Here is a 15,383-nt window from a genome sequence, read left to right as displayed (position 1 = left end):
AACAACCGTATGACCGCTCCCGCCGAACGCCTCGCCACTTATCGAGACCTGTTCGATCTTCCGGACAACGTGATCGGCGAGATTCTGCACGGTCAGCTGATCGCCCAGCCGCGGCCCGCGCCTCGGCATGCCCGCGCCGCCTCGGTACTCGGCGGGGATTTGATGAATCCGTTCGACCACGGCAGAGGCGGCCCCGGCGGCTGGTGGATACTCTTCGAGCCGGAGCTCCATCTCGGCGCGCATATCCTGGTCCCCGATCTCGCGGGCTGGCGGCGGGAGCGGATGCCCGTGTTTCCGGATGAGGCCTATTTCACGCTGGCCCCGGACTGGGTCTGCGAAGTGCTCTCGCCGGGCACCGTGCGGATCGACCGCGTGGTGAAGATGCCGCTCTACGCCGAACACGGCGTCGGCTGGCTCTGGCTGGTGGACCCGGACCAGCGCACCCTGGAAGTGTTCCGGCTGCTCGAAGGCCATTGGCTGATGGAACAGGCCTGGCAGCAGAACGAAGAGGTCGGCGCCCCGCCCTTCGGCGAATGGCGGTTTGCGCTGGCGGACTTATGGGTGCCGGAGGCAACCTAGGCGTTGGAACAAAATAACCCTTCCAAATGCTGAGGGGTTTGTTCTAAAGTTGCGGTATGGAACATGCCGCAATCAAGAAGCGCTTTGAGAAACTCGATCGGTACCTGGACGAGCGTCTGCGGCGCTTGGTTGCCGGGGCGGAGGCGCTGGCGATTGGCCGAGGCGGAATCTCGGCCGTGTCACGGGAAACCGGTTTATGTCGAGAGGCGATTCGTCAAGGCTGCCAAGAGTTGGAACAACAGAATGCCTTGCCTCAGGGCCGTATTCGCCGGAAGGGGGCAGGCCGGAAACGGACGGTTGACCAGGACTCCACCCTGAAGGCCGATTTGGAGCGATTGATTGATCCGGTGACGCGCGGGGATCCGGAATCCCCGTTGCGTTGGACGTGTAAGAGCACGCGGCAATTGGCCGAAGCCCTCACTGAGATGGGGCACCGAACCAGCCATCGGATGGTGGGCGAACTGCTCCGCGCGCTGGGCTATAGCCTGCAAGGTAATCGAAAAACCTTGGAGGGCGGTTCGCATCCGGATCGCAATGCCCAGTTCGAGCATATCTACACCCAGGTGAAGCAGTTCCAAGGGCGGGGCGATCCGGTCATCTCGGTGGACACCAAGAAGAAGGAACTGGTCGGGAATTTCAAGCAACAGGGCCTGGAATGGCGCCCCGAAGGGCAGCCGGAAGCCGTTCGGGTGTATGATTTTCAAGACCCCGAACTGGGGAAGGTGGCACCGTATGGCATTTACGATCCGACGTTGAATATCGGCTGGGTCAATGTCGGGACGGATCACGACACCGCGCAATTCGCGGTGGAAAGTATTCGCCGCTGGTGGCACTCCATGGGCGCACCGTGTTATCCGAAGGCACGGCACTTGTTGATTACGGCCGATGGCGGTGGGAGCAATGGCTCGCGTGTGCGCTTATGGAAGCGGGAGCTTCAGGCATTAGCCACCGAGTTAGGACTGGCCATCACGGTGTGTCACTTCCCGCCGGGAACCAGCAAATGGAACCAGATTGAGCATCGCCTATTTTCCTTTATCACGATGAATTGGCGCGGTCGTCCGCTCATCAGTCACGAGGTCGTGGTGAATTTGATTGCCTCGACGACCAATCGCAAAGGCTTGCGGGTCTATTGCGAACTGGACGATAGCGAATATCCCAAAGGGATCAAGGTCACCGACGCGGAAATGGACGGCCTCAAAATACAGCGCCATGCCTTCCATGGCGAATGGAATTATACGATCCTGCCGTAGCATTCATATGGCAGATTTATTTTGTTCCAATGCCCTAGCATCCGCTCGTTCCGTTCACCCTCGGCACGGCTAGCGTTTTGTCAGATCGACCCTGATCCAAGCGGCGAAGGCAACCTCGTCCAGATCGCCGGCGGCCAAGGCGAGCATAGTCAGGACACAGTCCGCATCTTCGGCTTCCAGGCTGTAGCCATTCAGGGCCAGGAACAACTCGACACATACGAATGCCGTGCGCTTATTGCCGTCGATGAACGGATGATTGCGGGCGATGCCGAAGCCATAAGCCGCGGCGCAGTCGGCCGCATCGGGCGTTCCGTATGCGGCGAGGTTCCGGGGCCGTGTCAGGGCGGAGTCCAGGAGACCGGCGTCTCGGACGCCTGCGGAGCCGCCGTGCTCGGCCAGTTGCGCTTCATGGACGGCCCAAACGACGGCTTCGTCGATCCAGTGGAACACGGTCACTTGGCGAGTTCGCGAAGCACATTGCGCCGCCGCTTCATGATCTCCTCGGCCTCGCTCATTTGCCGTTCGAAGCCGGGATCGTAGCCCACGACGCGATAGCCGTCGGGCGACTCGGTCAGGAACACGGCGTCGCCCTTTTCCAGCTTCAGCCGCGCCAGGACTTCCTTGGGCAGGATCACTCCCACGGAGTTGCCGATCTGGGTCAGTTTGAGGGTGTAGTGCATAGCGGGTCCCGGTTGAAGTTATAACAATCGTTATACTACCGCGGCGGTCGGGTTAAAGGAACGTCATACCGGCATGGAGTGCCGGTATCCAGGGCACAGGGATGTGAATGCCTTTGGCCATGCCGCCCGCGAAGTTTGGGTTCCGCCAATCCGGAACGACCGGCAAACCGGCTTTCCGGCGGCACTTCCTGCTGCCGGTCGCCTTCGTTCAGCCGCCACGCTCGGTGCGCCGGCAGATGGTGGAGTCTCACCTCGGCGAGTGCGCGGTCCCGTCGTCGCTGTTGGACGAGCTGGCGGATGACGCGGTGCTTGCCCCGGCCCCGTTGGGCTCGGCTCGCCGATTGTGGGAGCTGCTGCCGGAAGCGCCGCCCGAGGAGACGATCCGGGCCGGTGTGGCCGCGCTGCGCACGCTGTTGCACGGTTCACCCTCGCCCCCGCCGGCGCCGGGCGGCCACCCGGTTCGATGCGGCCTTCCTGAACCTGGCCGGCGGAGTGAGCCGGGCGCCATCGTCCGGGCCCTTTCCCGGCACGGCCACGGCAGCCTGTGCTTCTACGGCCCGCCGGGCACCGGCAAGACCGCCTTCGCCGAAATCCTGGCCGAGGCGCTCGACCGGGAACTGGTGGCGCGGCAGGCTTCGGACCTGCTTTCTCCCTTCGTGGGCGAAACCGAGCAGAATCTGGCCCGTCTGTTTCTGGAGTGCGATCCCTCGCAGTCGGTCCCGCTGCTCGATGAGGTCGACAGCTTCCTGACCGACCGGCGCCAAGCGCAACGGTCCTGGGAGCGCACCCAGGTCAACGAGCTGCTGCAGCAGATGGAGCGCTACCCCGGCATCTTCATCGCCGCCACCAATCTGATGAGCGGCATCGATGCGGCGGCCTTGCGCCGGTTCGATTTCAAGTTGCATTTCCGCGCCTTGACCTCCGCGCAGCGGCTCGCTCTGTTTGCGCGGGAGGCTTTGGGGGATGCCACGGCGCCGGTGCCGGCGGACCTGATCTATGTGCTGGAGGGCTTACAGGGCCTCACGCCCGGCGATTTCTCCGCGGTCACGCGCCAGTGCACGCTGCTCGGCGAGCGGCTGGCCCCGGAGCAGTTCCTGCGCCGACTGGCGGCGGAATGCCGGCTGAAGCGGACGGAGCCCCTGGAGGAGGCTTGAGAAACCGACAGTCCGCCCGGCATCAAGCGGGGCTTGGCGCCCGGCTGGCGCGGGCGGTCTCGACGAGCTGGCCGTAGGCGATCGCGGCATCGTTGACGGGCAGACTGGCGGGCAGGGCGACTTCGAATCCGTCGGCCCGCAGCAGATCCGTGGTCAGTTCGGCGAGAACGCGGTTCTGGAACACGCCGCCGGTGAAGCTGGCCAGGTTTACCCCCGATTCGCGTCGTATCGCTCGGGCCTGGGCCAGAGCCGCTTGGGCCAGGCTGGCATGGAGCATCGCGCTGCGGCCGGCGGCCGGTCGGCTCCCGTCCATCAATGCGGGCAGCAGGGGTGTCCAGTCGACGCGGTACAGGCCGTTCTCCCGCCGCAGGGGCAGTTCGACGAAATCCCCCGTGTCGCCGGCCAGCGCTTCCAGCCACATGCCGGCCTGGCCTTCGTGGCTTTGATTCAGCGTGACGCCGATCAGGGCGGCGGCGGCGTCGAACAAACGCCCGGCGGAGGTCGTGTAGGGGCTGTTGATCCCGCGTTCCCAGACGTGCCGGAACGGCGTGGGGTCCACCGGGCAGCTGAACCAGTCCAGCCCCGCTTCCCAGCAGGCCGCGAGCGCGCAGCGCCAGGGTTCGGCGCTGGCCTTTTCGCCGCCGATGAGGCGGAACGGCCGCAGGCTCCCCACCCGGCGCCAGCCGCCGGGCCGGCCGAGCAGGGTTTCGCCGCCCCACAGGGTGCCGTCGCCGCCGAAGCCGGTGCCGTCCCAGGCGAACACCAGGATGTCGTCGTCCGGCGCGAACTCACCGTGCAGCGCCGAGGCGTGGGCGTGGTGGTGGAGGACGCGGTGGATTTCGAGCCCGCAGGTCCGGGCCCAGCGACTGGAGAAGTAGTCGGGGTGGGCGTCGCAGACCACCCGCTTCGGCTCGATTCCGTACAACCTGGATAGCTCCCGAATCAGTTGCTCGAATACGTCGAGGCTGCGCGGCGCGCCGAGATTGCCGAGGTGCGGGGAGACGATCACGCGGTCTTCGAAGGCCAGGGCGATGGTGTTCTTGAGATCGGCTCCGAGCGCAAGGGTCGGTTCGGCCACTGGACAGGGGAGGCGCATTTCGACCGGCGCCGTGCCGCGCCCCAGCCGCAAGGGCCTGAGGCTTCCGGCGCTGCGGCGGTAGACCGAGTCGTCGGCGGGCCGGCGGATCGGCCGGTCGTGGTGCAGGAAGGCGTCGGCGACGTGAGCCAGCCGGCGCTCGACTTCCGCGCCGTCGGTCAGCACCGGCTCGCCGCTGAGATTGGCGGAAGTGGCGACCAGCGGCGCGCCGTAGTCCCCCGCCAGCAGGTGGTGCAGCGGGCTGTAGGGATACATCAGGCCGATCTCGTCCAAGCCGGGCGCGATGAGGCCGGACAGATCGCTGTCGGCGGAGCGTTTGACGATGACGATGGGCCGGAGGGGGGATGCCAGCAGTTCCCGTTCGTCAGGGCGTGGCTCGGCCAGGCGTACCAGCCAATCGATTCCTTCGCCTTCGAACCAGGGGATCAGCACCGCGAGGGGTTTGTCCGGGCGGCGTTTGCGTTCGCGCAGGCGCCTGACGGCGGCATCCGAGCGGGCATCGCAGAGCAGGTGGTAACCGCCGACGCCTTTGACGGCGACGATCCGGCCTCGCCGCAGGGCTTCGATGCATTGGGCCAGGGCCTCTTCGTTCGGCTGGCTTTCATTGATACCGACTGCCCTCACCCGAACCCAATGTTTCCGGCCCATCCTGGCCGGAACCCTTCGGGCGAACGCGGTTCGACCCAACCCGCTCCCGGCGGCTTGGTCCCAGAGGGAGAGGGAATTATTCGCGGCCTCATCTTGCCGACGGAACTCCAGCACCGGCCCGCAGCAAGGACACGCCAGCGGCTGGGCGTGGTAGCGCCGGTCGTGGATGTCTTCGTATTCGCGCCGGCAGTCCTCGCACAGCGGGAAATCCGCCATCGCGGTGTTCGGGCGGTCGTAGGGCAGCCGGTCGATGAGGGTATAGCGCGGCCCGCACTGGGTGCAGTTGATGAAGGGGTAGCGGTAGCGGCGGGCGGCGGGGTCGCGCATTTCGTCCAGGCAATCGGGGCAGACGAAGTGGTCGGGCGGTACGTGGATGGGCGTTTCGTTTCCGGAATCGCTGAGCAGGATTTCGAATCCGGCGCAGCCCCGGAATTCGGCAGGCCGGCGAACCGGCGGCTGCGGACCGGCCAGCGGCGGGGCACGGGAGACCAGCGCCTCGATGAACCGCTGGATCGCGGCGGGCTCGCCCTCGGCGTGGATTTCGACGCCGCCGCCACGGTTCTTCACCCAGCCATCGAGGCTGAATTCATGGGCGAGCCGGCAGACGAAGGGACGGAACCCCACGCCCTGCACGCGGCCGCGGACCTGGATGCGCTGGGCGGTCCGCATCCGGGCTTTCAGGCGGCGGCGGTGTCCTTGCGCACGCCGGCCGCCCACCAGATGCGGCAGGCTCCCTCGTCCGAGACCATGCAGGGGCCGACCGGGCTGCGGGGGGTGCAGGGCTTGCCGTAGATGCGGCACTCGTCTGGCTGGATCTTGCCGAGCACGACGCGGGCACAGTCACAGCCGGCGGGCATTTCACCGGCATGGCGGCGGTCGCCCGCGTTGTAGTCGGGGAAATGCAGGCGGGCGTCGTGCGCGGCGAATTCCGGTTTCAGCACATAGGCCGAATCGGCGATCGGGCCGATGCCGCGCCAGTTGCCGGCGGCGACGTCGAAGCTGCGGCCCAGGAATTCCCGGGCCTTCGGATTGCCCCCCGGCTTCACCGCCTCCGGATAGCAATTGTCCAGCCGCGGCGTTTCCTCCCGCCATTGGACGATCGTCGAATGCACGGCCTGGAGCAGGCTGGCGGGCGTGAAGCCGGCGATCGCCACCGGCAGCCGGTAGTCGTCGGCGACGAAGGCCCATTCATCCGGCCCCATCACCGTGGCCACGTGGCCGGGCGCGACCAAGGCGTCCAGCACGCATTCGTCGGAATCGAGCAGCAGCTTGACCGCCGGCCAGGTCAGCCGGCCGCTGCACAGGATGTAGAGGTTGTCGGGCAGGCCTTCCGCCATCAGGGCGGCGATGGGCGCCATGGTGGTCTCGAAGCCGACCGCGAACAGCACCACCGGCTTGCCGGCCGCCTTCTCGGCGATGGCCCGCGCTTCGATGGGCGAGGCGATGGGCCGGATGTCGGCGCCCGCCGCCTTGGCCTGTTCCAGCGAGCGCACGGCGTAGCGCCCGAGGTTGACCGGCACCCGCAGCATGTCGCCGAAGCTGACGACGATGGCATCACCCTCGAGGCCGAGCCGGATGGCCTGGTAGATGTCCTCTTCCGGGCAGATGCACACCGGGCAGCCGGGGCCGGGGATCAGGCGGATGGCCGGCGGCAGCGCGGTGCGCAGCCCCGCCATGCTGATCGAGCGTTCGTGCCCGCCGCAGACGTTCATGATGCGGATGCCGCCCGGAATCGGCAGCGTTCGTATCCGCTCCAGCCAGAGCCGCGCGTCGCTCATCGCCCTATGCCGTCAGACCGTTTCGGGTTGCGAGACCGGCTTGAAGCGGACTCCCGGCTTGGCTTGGTTGTGCAGCCGCCGGCCTTCGGACTGCACGGCGGGCCGCAGGCTGCGGTTCTCGCGGCGCAGTTCCCGGTAGTGTTCCAGCCGCTGGTTCAGCCAGTCCAGCCATTCCCGCATGCCTTCGCCGGTCTTGCTGGAGATGCGCAGCACTTGAGCATTCGAGGCCAGTCGCCGCAGGCAGGCTTCCGCCTTGGTGGGCGAAAACTCGTCGAGCACCGCCAGCAGATCGGTCTTGCTGACGAGCATGGCATCGGCCGCCCGGAACATCACCGGGTATTTGGCCGGCTTGTCGTCTCCTTCGGTGACAGAAAGCAGGGTCAGATTGAGATGATGGCCCAGGTCGAAACTGGCCGGGCAGACCAGGTTGCCGACGTTCTCGATGAACAGGACATCGATGTTCTCCAAATCGAGCTTGGGCAATACATTGGCGACCAGATGCGCGTCGAGATGGCAGGCGGTGCCGGTGGTGATCTGGTGCGCCTCTACCCCTAAGGCGCGGATGCGCGCCGCGTCGTTTTCGGTTTCCAGGTCGCCTTCGATGACGGCGATGCGCAGGGCGCCGTTCGGGGCCTTGATGGTCGCTTCCAGCAAGGAAGTCTTGCCCGAGCCGGGCGAGGACATCAGGTTGATGACCAGAACGCCGTGCCGGTCGAACAGGGCCCGGTTCGCCTCGGCCTGGGCATCGTTGTGTTGTAGCAGTTTGTTCAGGACGGAGACGGCGGTGACTTTGGCGTGCGAGCCGTCGGCGCGCAGCAGATGGCGGTTGCCGTCGGTGATGTTGCATCCGCAGGTGTCGCACATGGGGGGCTTACCTCATACAGTCTCGAAAAGCGGATTCAGTCTGCGGCCTGCAGCAGTTCGACCCGGGCCAGGATCATTTCGTCGCCGGCGATCAGCGCCGTGTCGGTACCGGAGCAGGCCGGACAGCGCAGGTCGCCCGGTCCGGCGTCCGCCTCCGAGCCGCAGGCCCGGCAGCGGATGCGGGGCTCGATTCTTTCGGTGCGCAGGCTGGCGTGCTCGGCGACCGTGCCCAGCCGCGCCATTTCGAAAGCGCTTTCCAGGAGGCCGGGTTCGACGCCGGAGAGCGATCCGATCCGCAGGACGATGGTATCCACCCGCTCGGCCTCGTGGCTGCGGGCGATGGCTTCGACCTGGTCGATCAGCTCCATGCAGACCGACAGCTCATGCATCGGCGTCGCCCGCGGCGAGGATCTGGTCGAACAGTTCCCAGGTCGCCTCGGCATCCTCCCGGCTGATCTTCTGGATGGCGTAGCCGACATGGACCAGGACGAAGTCGCCGGGGACGATGTCTTCGTCCTGCAGCATGAAAAGGCTGACGTCCCGCTCGACGCCGCGCGCCGTGCAGCGCGCGGAAAAGCCGTCGAGCCGGGTGATCTGCATCGGGACAGCGAGACACATGGCCGTCGCCTAGAGTCTGCGGATCGGATCCGCAATCGGAGCGGTTCGGAACATGGTCTGCTTGAATCCTCGGAGCCGGTTCAAATGCCAGTCAATATACACCGCTTCGGATTCAGCCTAAATCCAGCGGCACGAAAATCCTCGTGCCGCCGCGCTGCACCAGCAGGGCCACGTGCTTGTCCGCCCGGTCCGCCAGTTCGCGCAATTCACCGGGATTGGCCACCGCATGGCCGTTGAGCGCGAGGATCACGTCGCCCGGCCGGATGCCGGCGCGTTCGGCCGGGCCCGCGCTCGCCTCGACCAACACGCCGCCGTTGACGTCGGCGGCCCGCTGTTCTTCCGGCGACAGCGGCCGCACCGCCAGTCCCAGCCGGCCCTTGGCCAGGCCGTTCCCGGTCGCGGCGGACTGCTGGGTGTCGGGCATTTCGCCGACCTGGACCGTGACCTCCTCGCGCTTGCCGTTGCGCCAGAGACCTAACTTTGCCTCGCTGCCCGGCTTGATATCCGCGACCAGCGGCGGCAACTGGCCCGAATTTTCGATCGGCTGGCCGTTGAGGCTCAGGATGACGTCGCCCGGCTTGATACCGGCCTTGGCCGCGGGTCCGTCGTTCGGCACCGAATCGACCAGGGCGCCCGTCGGGCGCTCCAGCCCGAAGGATTCGGCCAGCGACTGGTTCAATTCCTGGATGCCGACGCCGAGCCGTCCCCGGCTGACCTTGCCATCCGCCAGCAGCTGCTTTTCGACCTTCAGCGCGACGTCGATGGGAATGGCGAAGGACAGGCCCTGGTAGCCGCCCGTGCGGCTGTAGATCTGCGAGTTGATGCCGATGACTTCGCCGTTCAGATTGAACAGCGGGCCGCCGGAGTTGCCGGGATTCACCGCGACGTCGGTCTGGATGAAAGGTACATAGGTTTCCTCGGGCAGGCTGCGCGATTTCGCCGAAATGATGCCGGCCGTCACGCTGTTCTCGAAGCCGAACGGCGAGCCGATCGCCACCACCCAGTCGCCGGGGCCGGACTGCGCCGGCTCTCCCAGGGGCACCACCGGCAGGCCGTCGGCCTCGATTTTGAGCAGGGCGACGTCGGTGGGCTTGTCGACGCCGACGATCTTGGCCTTGAATTCGCGCCGGTCGGTCAGCTTCACCGTGACTTCCTGGGCGCCGTCCACCACGTGGGCGTTGGTCAGGATCAGCCCGTTCGGACGGATGATGAATCCCGAGCCCTGGCCGCGGGTGGGGGCGTCCCCTCCGCGTGGAATCTGCGGCTGGAACCGCCGGAAAAATTCGCCGAGCGGATCGTTGGGATCGAGCTGGGGCGTCTCCGGCAGGTTGACTCTGGTGTTGCCGGTGACGCTGATGTTGACGACCGCCGGTCCGTTGCGCTGCACGATGGCGGCGAAATTGGGCAGAGACAGAGCGGCGGCGGTGGAGGAGGGGGGCACCGGCGGTTGAGCCGTCTGGACGGTCGGCTGCACGAGATCCGATTTCGGCACCAGGGTGTAGTCTCCGTAGCGGGCATAGCCGGCGCCCAGGGCGGCGATGACGGATGCGGCAATCAAGGTGGGACGCAGGGTGTTATTTTGCATGGCGGGTCTTTCCTCACGAATCAGCGGCACTCGCTGCTTGGTGATCACGATAAGGCGGGAAACTTAAAACAGGCTTAACGATCGGGTCGTCCCGTCAGGAGCCGGCCCGTTCCGGGCGCAGATGCTTCAATGCCGCGATCGAAAAGCGGGCGATGTGCTCGGCGGTCTTTTCGATTTCCTCCGGCGTGGCGATGATCTCCGGATAGACCCGATCGATCAGCGAGCGGGAGTGCCGGTACATCAGGCACTGCCCGACGACGCTCAGGCTCAGCCGGTGCATGTCCGCTTCGCTGTAGCCCGGGCCGACCAGTGCGGCGACGATGTCGTGAAGAATCGAACAGTGCGGCTTCATGGTGGTCTCGATGACCTGGTCCAGCGCCGCCGTGGGATCCGCGATCTCACGCGCGATCAGCTTGCCGTGGCGGCCGAGATGGGTCTCGTCCAACAAGCGTGCCAGAAAGTTTGAGATGAAATGGCGCAGCCGCGTTTCGGGGGGGAGGTTCGGATCGCTGGCCAGCGTATCGGGATAACGCTCGTGCGCCTCCCGGAATGCGAACCCTAAGACTTCGGAATAAAGCGCCTCCTTGCTCCGGAAGTAGTAATTCACGGAAGCGGTGTTCACCTCCGCTCTGGCGCAGATTTCCCGCACGGTTGCGTCGCGAAATCCTTTGTCGGCAAACACGTCGAGCGCGGCTTGGAGCAGCCGTTCGCGGGTCGGGTCGTGGCAAAGCGCCGCGTTCAGTATGTTCATATTGTTATTTTATTGGGGTTCCAACCGCATTGTTCAAGCGGGCGACATGCATGTCATCCCTCGCCGGCTGGCGCCAGCGCGGCGCGGCCATGGCTCCGGTCGGCGATCCTTTGCAGGACATAGTAAAACACCGGGGTGAACAGCAGGCCGAACACCGTCACGCCCAGCATGCCGAAGAAGACCGGCACCCCCAGGGCCTGCCGCATCTCGGCTCCCGCGCCGGTGGCGAACATCAGCGGCAAGACGCCCATGATAAACGCGAACGAGGTCATGAGGATCGGCCGGAACCTGAGCCGGCAGGCTTCGATGGCGGCCGCCAGTGCATCCACGCCCTCCTCGCGCCGGGTCTTGGCGAATTCGACGATCAGGATGGCGTTCTTGGCTGCAAGCCCGACCAGCACCAGCAGGGCGATCTGGGTGAAGATGTTGTTGTCGCCGGCGTGCAGCCACACTCCGCCCAGCGCGCACATCAGGGTCATGGGCACGATGAGCACGATCGCCAAAGGCAGGATCCAACTCTCATACAGCGCTACCAGGACCAGGAACACCAGCAGGCTCGAGAGGGCGAACACGTAGACGGCGGTGTCGCCCGCCAGGATCTGCTGGTAGGTCAGTTCGGTCCATTCGAAATCCATGGACAGCGGTATGGTTCTCCTCACCAGATCCTCCATCAGGGCGATCGCCTGTCCCGAGCTGACGCCCGGCGCGGGGGAACCGTTGATCTCGGCGGCGGGGTACATGTTGTAGCGGAGCACCCGGTCCGGGCCGCTGATTTCCCTCACAGCCATCAGCGCCGCCAGCGGCACCATGTCCCCCGCGGCGTTGCGGGTCTTGAGCCGGCCGATGTCCTCGGGCTCGCGGCGGAATTCGCCGTCGGCCTGGGCCGTGACCTGGAAGGTGCGCCCGAACAGGTTGAGGTCGTTGACGTAGAGCGATCCCAGATAGATCTGCATGGTGTCGAATATCTCGGACAGCGGGATGCCCTGGGACTTGGCCTTGACCCGGTCGATGTCGGCGTAGAGCTGCGGCACGTCGTTCTGGAAGCTGGTGAACAGCCCCGCCAGTCCAGGCGTCTGCCGGCCCGCGTTGAGGGCGGCTTGCAGCGCGCCGTTCAGCGTATCGAAACCCTCGTTGCCGCGGTCCTGGATCTGCAGCTTGAAGCCGCCCAGGCTGCCCAGGCCCAGGATCGGCGGCGGGGGAAAGATGCCGATGAAGGCCTCCTTCACGCCGCCGAGCCTGGGCTGCAGCTCGCCCAATATGCGCTGGGCCGACAGGCCCTGGGCCACCCGCTCCTCGAACGGTTTCAAGGGCACGAAGATGGTGCCGGCATTGGAGGTGTTGGCGCCGCTGACGACCGAAAAGCCCGGAAAGGCCACCGTTCCCTTCACGCCCGGCTGGGCCAGGATGATTTCGGAGGCCCGGTGCAGCACGGCGTCGGTCCGCTCCAGCGAGGCGGCCTCCGGCAGCTGTGCGAACACCACCAGGTAACCCTTGTCCTGCATCGGAATGAACCCGGCCGGCACCCGCTTGAATTCGTAACCGGTGAAGGCGAGCAAACCGGCGTACAAGGCCAGGACCACGCCGGACAGCCGCAGCAGCCGTTTGACCAGCTTGGCGTAACCGCTGGAGCTGGCATCGAAGCCGCGGTTGAACCAGCGGAAGAACCAGCCGAACAGGCGGTGGATCCAAACGCTCAGGCGGTCTTCACGGGCGTGGTGCGGCTTGAGCAGGACCGCGGCCAGGGCGGGGCTGAGGGTCAGGGAATTGAAGGCGGAGATCAGGGTGGAAGCGGCGATGGTGACGGCGAACTGGCGATAGAACTGGCCGTTGATGCCCGCCACGAAGGCCGCCGGAATGAACACCGCGCCCAGCACCACCGAGATGGCGACGATCGGCCCCGTCACCTCGCGCATCGCCTGGCGCGCCGCCGCCTTGACCGAAAGCCCGAGGCCGATGTGACGCTCGACGTTCTCCACCACCACGATGGCGTCGTCGACGACGATGCCGATGGCGAGCACCAGCCCGAACAGCGAGAGGTTGTTCAGCGAATACCCCATGGCCGCCATGACCGCGAAGGTCCCGACGATGGAGACCGGCACCGCCAGCAGGGGGATGATGGCGGCGCGCCAGGTCTGCAGGAACACCAGCACCACCAGCACCACCAGGGCCAGCGCCTCGAAGAAAGTGCGGGTGACGGCATCCAGCGATTGCTCGACGAAGATGGTGGTGTCGTAGACGATCCGGTAATCCACCCCTTCCGGAAACCGCTTCTTCAGGGTCTGCATCGTGCTCTTGACCAGCTTGGCCGTGTCCAGGGCATTGGCGCCCGGCCGCAGCGAAATCGGTATGGCGACGGCGTCTTCGTTGCTCAGCTGGCTGCGCAAGGAATAACGGTTGGCGCCCAGCTCGATCCGGGCCACATCGCGCAGGCGCACCAGGCTGCCGCCTTCACCGTACTTGACGATGATCGCGCCGAACTGCTCGACGCTGGTGAGCCGCCCCATGGTGTTGACGTTGAGCTGGAAGTCCGGGCTGCCGTCCAGCGGCGGCTGGCCGATCACGCCGGCCGGCACCTGGATGTTCTGTTCGCGGATCGCGCGCACGACGTCGCCCGCGGTCATGTTCAAGGCCGCGATCCGGGTCGGGTCGAGCCAGACCCGCATGCTGTAATCGCCGGCGCCGAAGGTTCTGACGTCGCCCACCCCCGGCAGCCGCAGGATCCGGTCGCGGATGTTGAGCAGCGCGTAGTTGGAAAGATAAAGCTGGTCGTAGCGCTCGTTGGGCGAGACCAGATGGATGACCAGCAGGATGTCGGGCGAAGACTTCTTGGTCGTCACGCCCTGCCTGCGGACGTCCTCCGGCAGCTTCGGCAAGGCGTTGGAGACCCGGTTCTGCACCTGCATCTGGGCGATGTCCATGTCGGTGCCGATCTCGAAGGTGATCGTGAGCTGCATCTGGCCGTCGCTGGTCGACTGCGAGGACATGTACAGCATGCGCTCGACGCCGTTGACTTCCTGCTCGATGGGGGCGGCCACGGTTTCGGCGATCACCTTGGGATTGGCGCCCGGATAGGTGGCCGACACCACGATGGTCGGCGGCACGACCTCCGGGTATTGCGCGATCGGCAGCGCGAACATCGCGATTCCGCCGATCAGCACGGTGATGACGGAGAGGACGATGGCGAACCGCGGCCGGTCGATGAAGAAATGGGCGAACTTCATCGGGCCGCCCCTGGCTTCGCGCCCGGCATGTCGATGCGGGTGGCCTCCACCGGCGCGCCGGGCCGGACGAATTGCAGCCCGTTGACGATCACCCAGTCTTCGGGCGACAGACCGCCCGACACGATGCGCAGGCCGTCATGCAGCCGCCCGGTGGTGACGGGACGGTATTCCGCCCGGTTGTCGGCGGTCACGACCATGACGTATTTCTTGCCCTGATCCATCGCGATCGCCCGGTCGCTGATGAGCAAGCCCTGGTGGCGGCTGCCGCCGGGAATCCGGACCCTGGCGAACAGCCCCTGCTCCATCAGTCCGTCGGGATTGGCGATGACACCGCGGGCGCTCACGGTGCCCATGTCGGCGTTGACTCTCGGGTCCACGTAGTCGAGATAGCCGCGATGCGGGTAGCCCTGCTCGTCCACGAGCCCCATTTCGAGCGGCGTTCCGTCCTTCCTCTTGCCGTCGATTTCCAGACGGCGATACTTGAGCAGGGCGCGCTCGTCGGCGTCGAAATAGACGTACATCGGATCGACCGAAACGATGCCGGCCAGCACCGTGGAATCGGCCGTGACCAGGTTGCCCTCGGTGATGAGCCTGCGGGAAATGCGCCCCTCGATGGGCGAGCGGACCTGGGTGAACTCGACGTTGAGCTGGGCCAGGTCGACTTCGGCCTTGGCCGATTCGACGTCGGCCGTGGCCTGAACCAGGCTCTGGTGGCGGGTATCGTATTCCTCCTCCGAAATCGCCTGTTCCTTCAGCGGACTCTCGGCCCGCTGCAGATGGTTCTGCGCCAGCTTGAGCCTCGACCTGGCCCGCTCGAGTCCGGCCTGCGCCTGCTGGAGCTGCGCCACATAGGGCCGCGGGTCGACGACGAACAGCAGATCGCCTTTCTTGACCCGGCTGCCGTCCGTGAAAAGAATTTTCTCGAGGTAACCGGAAACCCGGGCACGGACCTCTACGGACTCCACGGCCTGCAACCGGCCGGTGTACTCGTCCGTTTCGAGGATTTCCCGCCGTACCGGCCGGCTCACCTCCACCTTCGGTGTCGGCAGTTCCGCCATGCCGCCTTCGCCGCCGCCACAGCCGACGAGCTGGAACAGGCCGATCGCGGCCAAAGTTCGAGCCACGGATTTGGACCAGGAATGGACATCTTTCTTCACGG

Annotated in this window: 14 protein-coding genes; 3 read left to right on the top strand and 11 right to left on the bottom strand. The window is 65.9% G+C overall.

Annotated features, from left to right (window positions below):
- The first annotated feature begins 9 nt into the window (after positions 1-9).
- Together ABZN20_RS03585 and ABZN20_RS03580 are read left to right on the top strand one after the other, a co-directional pair.
- Positions 10-579 carry a Uma2 family endonuclease gene (locus ABZN20_RS03585; protein WP_218806891.1) on the top strand — a complete coding sequence of 190 codons (570 nt, stop codon included), beginning with the start codon at positions 10-12 and terminating at the stop codon, positions 577-579.
- Between the two features lie 56 nt (positions 580-635).
- On the top strand, positions 636-1,829 hold the full coding sequence (locus ABZN20_RS03580; RefSeq protein WP_367025483.1) for an ISAzo13 family transposase: 1,194 nt from the start codon (positions 636-638) through the stop codon (positions 1,827-1,829).
- A 69-nt stretch (positions 1,830-1,898) separates the two neighbouring features.
- Here the strand turns inward: ABZN20_RS03580 and ABZN20_RS03575 are convergent, their stop codons facing one another.
- On the bottom strand, positions 1,899-2,285 hold the full coding sequence (locus tag ABZN20_RS03575) for a type II toxin-antitoxin system death-on-curing family toxin (RefSeq protein WP_367026768.1): 387 nt from the start codon (positions 2,283-2,285) through the stop codon (positions 1,899-1,901).
- The gene (locus tag ABZN20_RS03570; RefSeq protein ID WP_218806893.1) at positions 2,282-2,509 is read right to left on the bottom strand and encodes an AbrB/MazE/SpoVT family DNA-binding domain-containing protein; all 228 of its coding nucleotides are present in this window, start codon (positions 2,507-2,509) and stop codon (positions 2,282-2,284) included. Before ABZN20_RS03570 ends, ABZN20_RS03575 begins: the two co-directional genes overlap by 4 nt.
- 119 nt (positions 2,510-2,628) lie before the next feature.
- On the opposite strand from ABZN20_RS03570, the gene ABZN20_RS03565 reads away from it, so the two are divergent.
- Positions 2,629-3,663, top strand: a complete 1,035-nt coding sequence (locus tag ABZN20_RS03565) for an ATP-binding protein (protein WP_367026767.1) — start codon at positions 2,629-2,631, stop codon at positions 3,661-3,663.
- Positions 3,664-3,685: 22 nt separating this feature from the next.
- On the opposite strand, the gene hypF is transcribed toward ABZN20_RS03565, so the two are convergent.
- The 9 genes from hypF to ABZN20_RS03520 all read right to left on the bottom strand — a co-directional run bounded on the left by hypF (position 3,686) and on the right by ABZN20_RS03520 (position 15,381).
- Positions 3,686-6,076 (bottom strand): carbamoyltransferase HypF, encoded by a 2,391-nt coding sequence (hypF, locus tag ABZN20_RS03560; protein WP_367026766.1) that lies wholly within the window; start codon positions 6,074-6,076, stop codon positions 3,686-3,688.
- Between the two features lie 8 nt (positions 6,077-6,084).
- The gene (hypD, locus tag ABZN20_RS03555; RefSeq protein ID WP_367026765.1) at positions 6,085-7,185 is read right to left on the bottom strand and encodes a hydrogenase formation protein HypD; all 1,101 of its coding nucleotides are present in this window, start codon (positions 7,183-7,185) and stop codon (positions 6,085-6,087) included.
- 12 nt (positions 7,186-7,197) lie between these two features.
- Positions 7,198-8,049 (bottom strand): hydrogenase nickel incorporation protein HypB, encoded by an 852-nt coding sequence (hypB, locus tag ABZN20_RS03550; RefSeq protein WP_367026764.1) that lies wholly within the window; start codon positions 8,047-8,049, stop codon positions 7,198-7,200.
- A gap of 35 nt (positions 8,050-8,084) precedes the next feature.
- Positions 8,085-8,438, bottom strand: a complete 354-nt coding sequence (gene hypA / locus ABZN20_RS03545; protein ID WP_367026763.1) for a hydrogenase maturation nickel metallochaperone HypA — start codon at positions 8,436-8,438, stop codon at positions 8,085-8,087.
- Complete coding sequence (locus ABZN20_RS03540; RefSeq protein ID WP_367026762.1) at positions 8,431-8,667, bottom strand: HypC/HybG/HupF family hydrogenase formation chaperone; 237 nt, start codon at positions 8,665-8,667, stop codon at positions 8,431-8,433. The genes hypA and ABZN20_RS03540 overlap by 8 nt, the downstream gene beginning before the upstream one ends.
- A gap of 112 nt (positions 8,668-8,779) precedes the next feature.
- A complete protein-coding gene (locus tag ABZN20_RS03535; RefSeq protein ID WP_367026761.1) occupies positions 8,780-10,252 on the bottom strand; it encodes a DegQ family serine endoprotease in 1,473 nt (490 codons plus the stop codon).
- A 94-nt stretch (positions 10,253-10,346) separates the two neighbouring features.
- Entirely contained in the window at positions 10,347-11,003 is a 657-nt protein-coding gene (locus tag ABZN20_RS03530; protein ID WP_367026760.1) for a CerR family C-terminal domain-containing protein, read from the bottom strand.
- 53 nt (positions 11,004-11,056) lie between these two features.
- Entirely contained in the window at positions 11,057-14,224 is a 3,168-nt protein-coding gene (locus tag ABZN20_RS03525) for an efflux RND transporter permease subunit (protein ID WP_367026759.1), read from the bottom strand.
- Positions 14,221-15,381 carry an efflux RND transporter periplasmic adaptor subunit gene (locus ABZN20_RS03520; RefSeq protein WP_367027528.1) on the bottom strand — a complete coding sequence of 387 codons (1,161 nt, stop codon included), beginning with the start codon at positions 15,379-15,381 and terminating at the stop codon, positions 14,221-14,223. Before ABZN20_RS03520 ends, ABZN20_RS03525 begins: the two co-directional genes overlap by 4 nt.
- Positions 15,382-15,383 lie beyond the last annotated feature (2 nt).

The sequence above is a fragment of the Methylococcus sp. ANG genome (assembly GCF_040730495.1).
Taxonomy (GTDB): domain Bacteria; phylum Pseudomonadota; class Gammaproteobacteria; order Methylococcales; family Methylococcaceae; genus Methylococcus.
The sequence above is the reverse complement of the archived record's forward strand: the minus strand, read 5'-3'. Positions and strand labels throughout refer to the sequence as shown.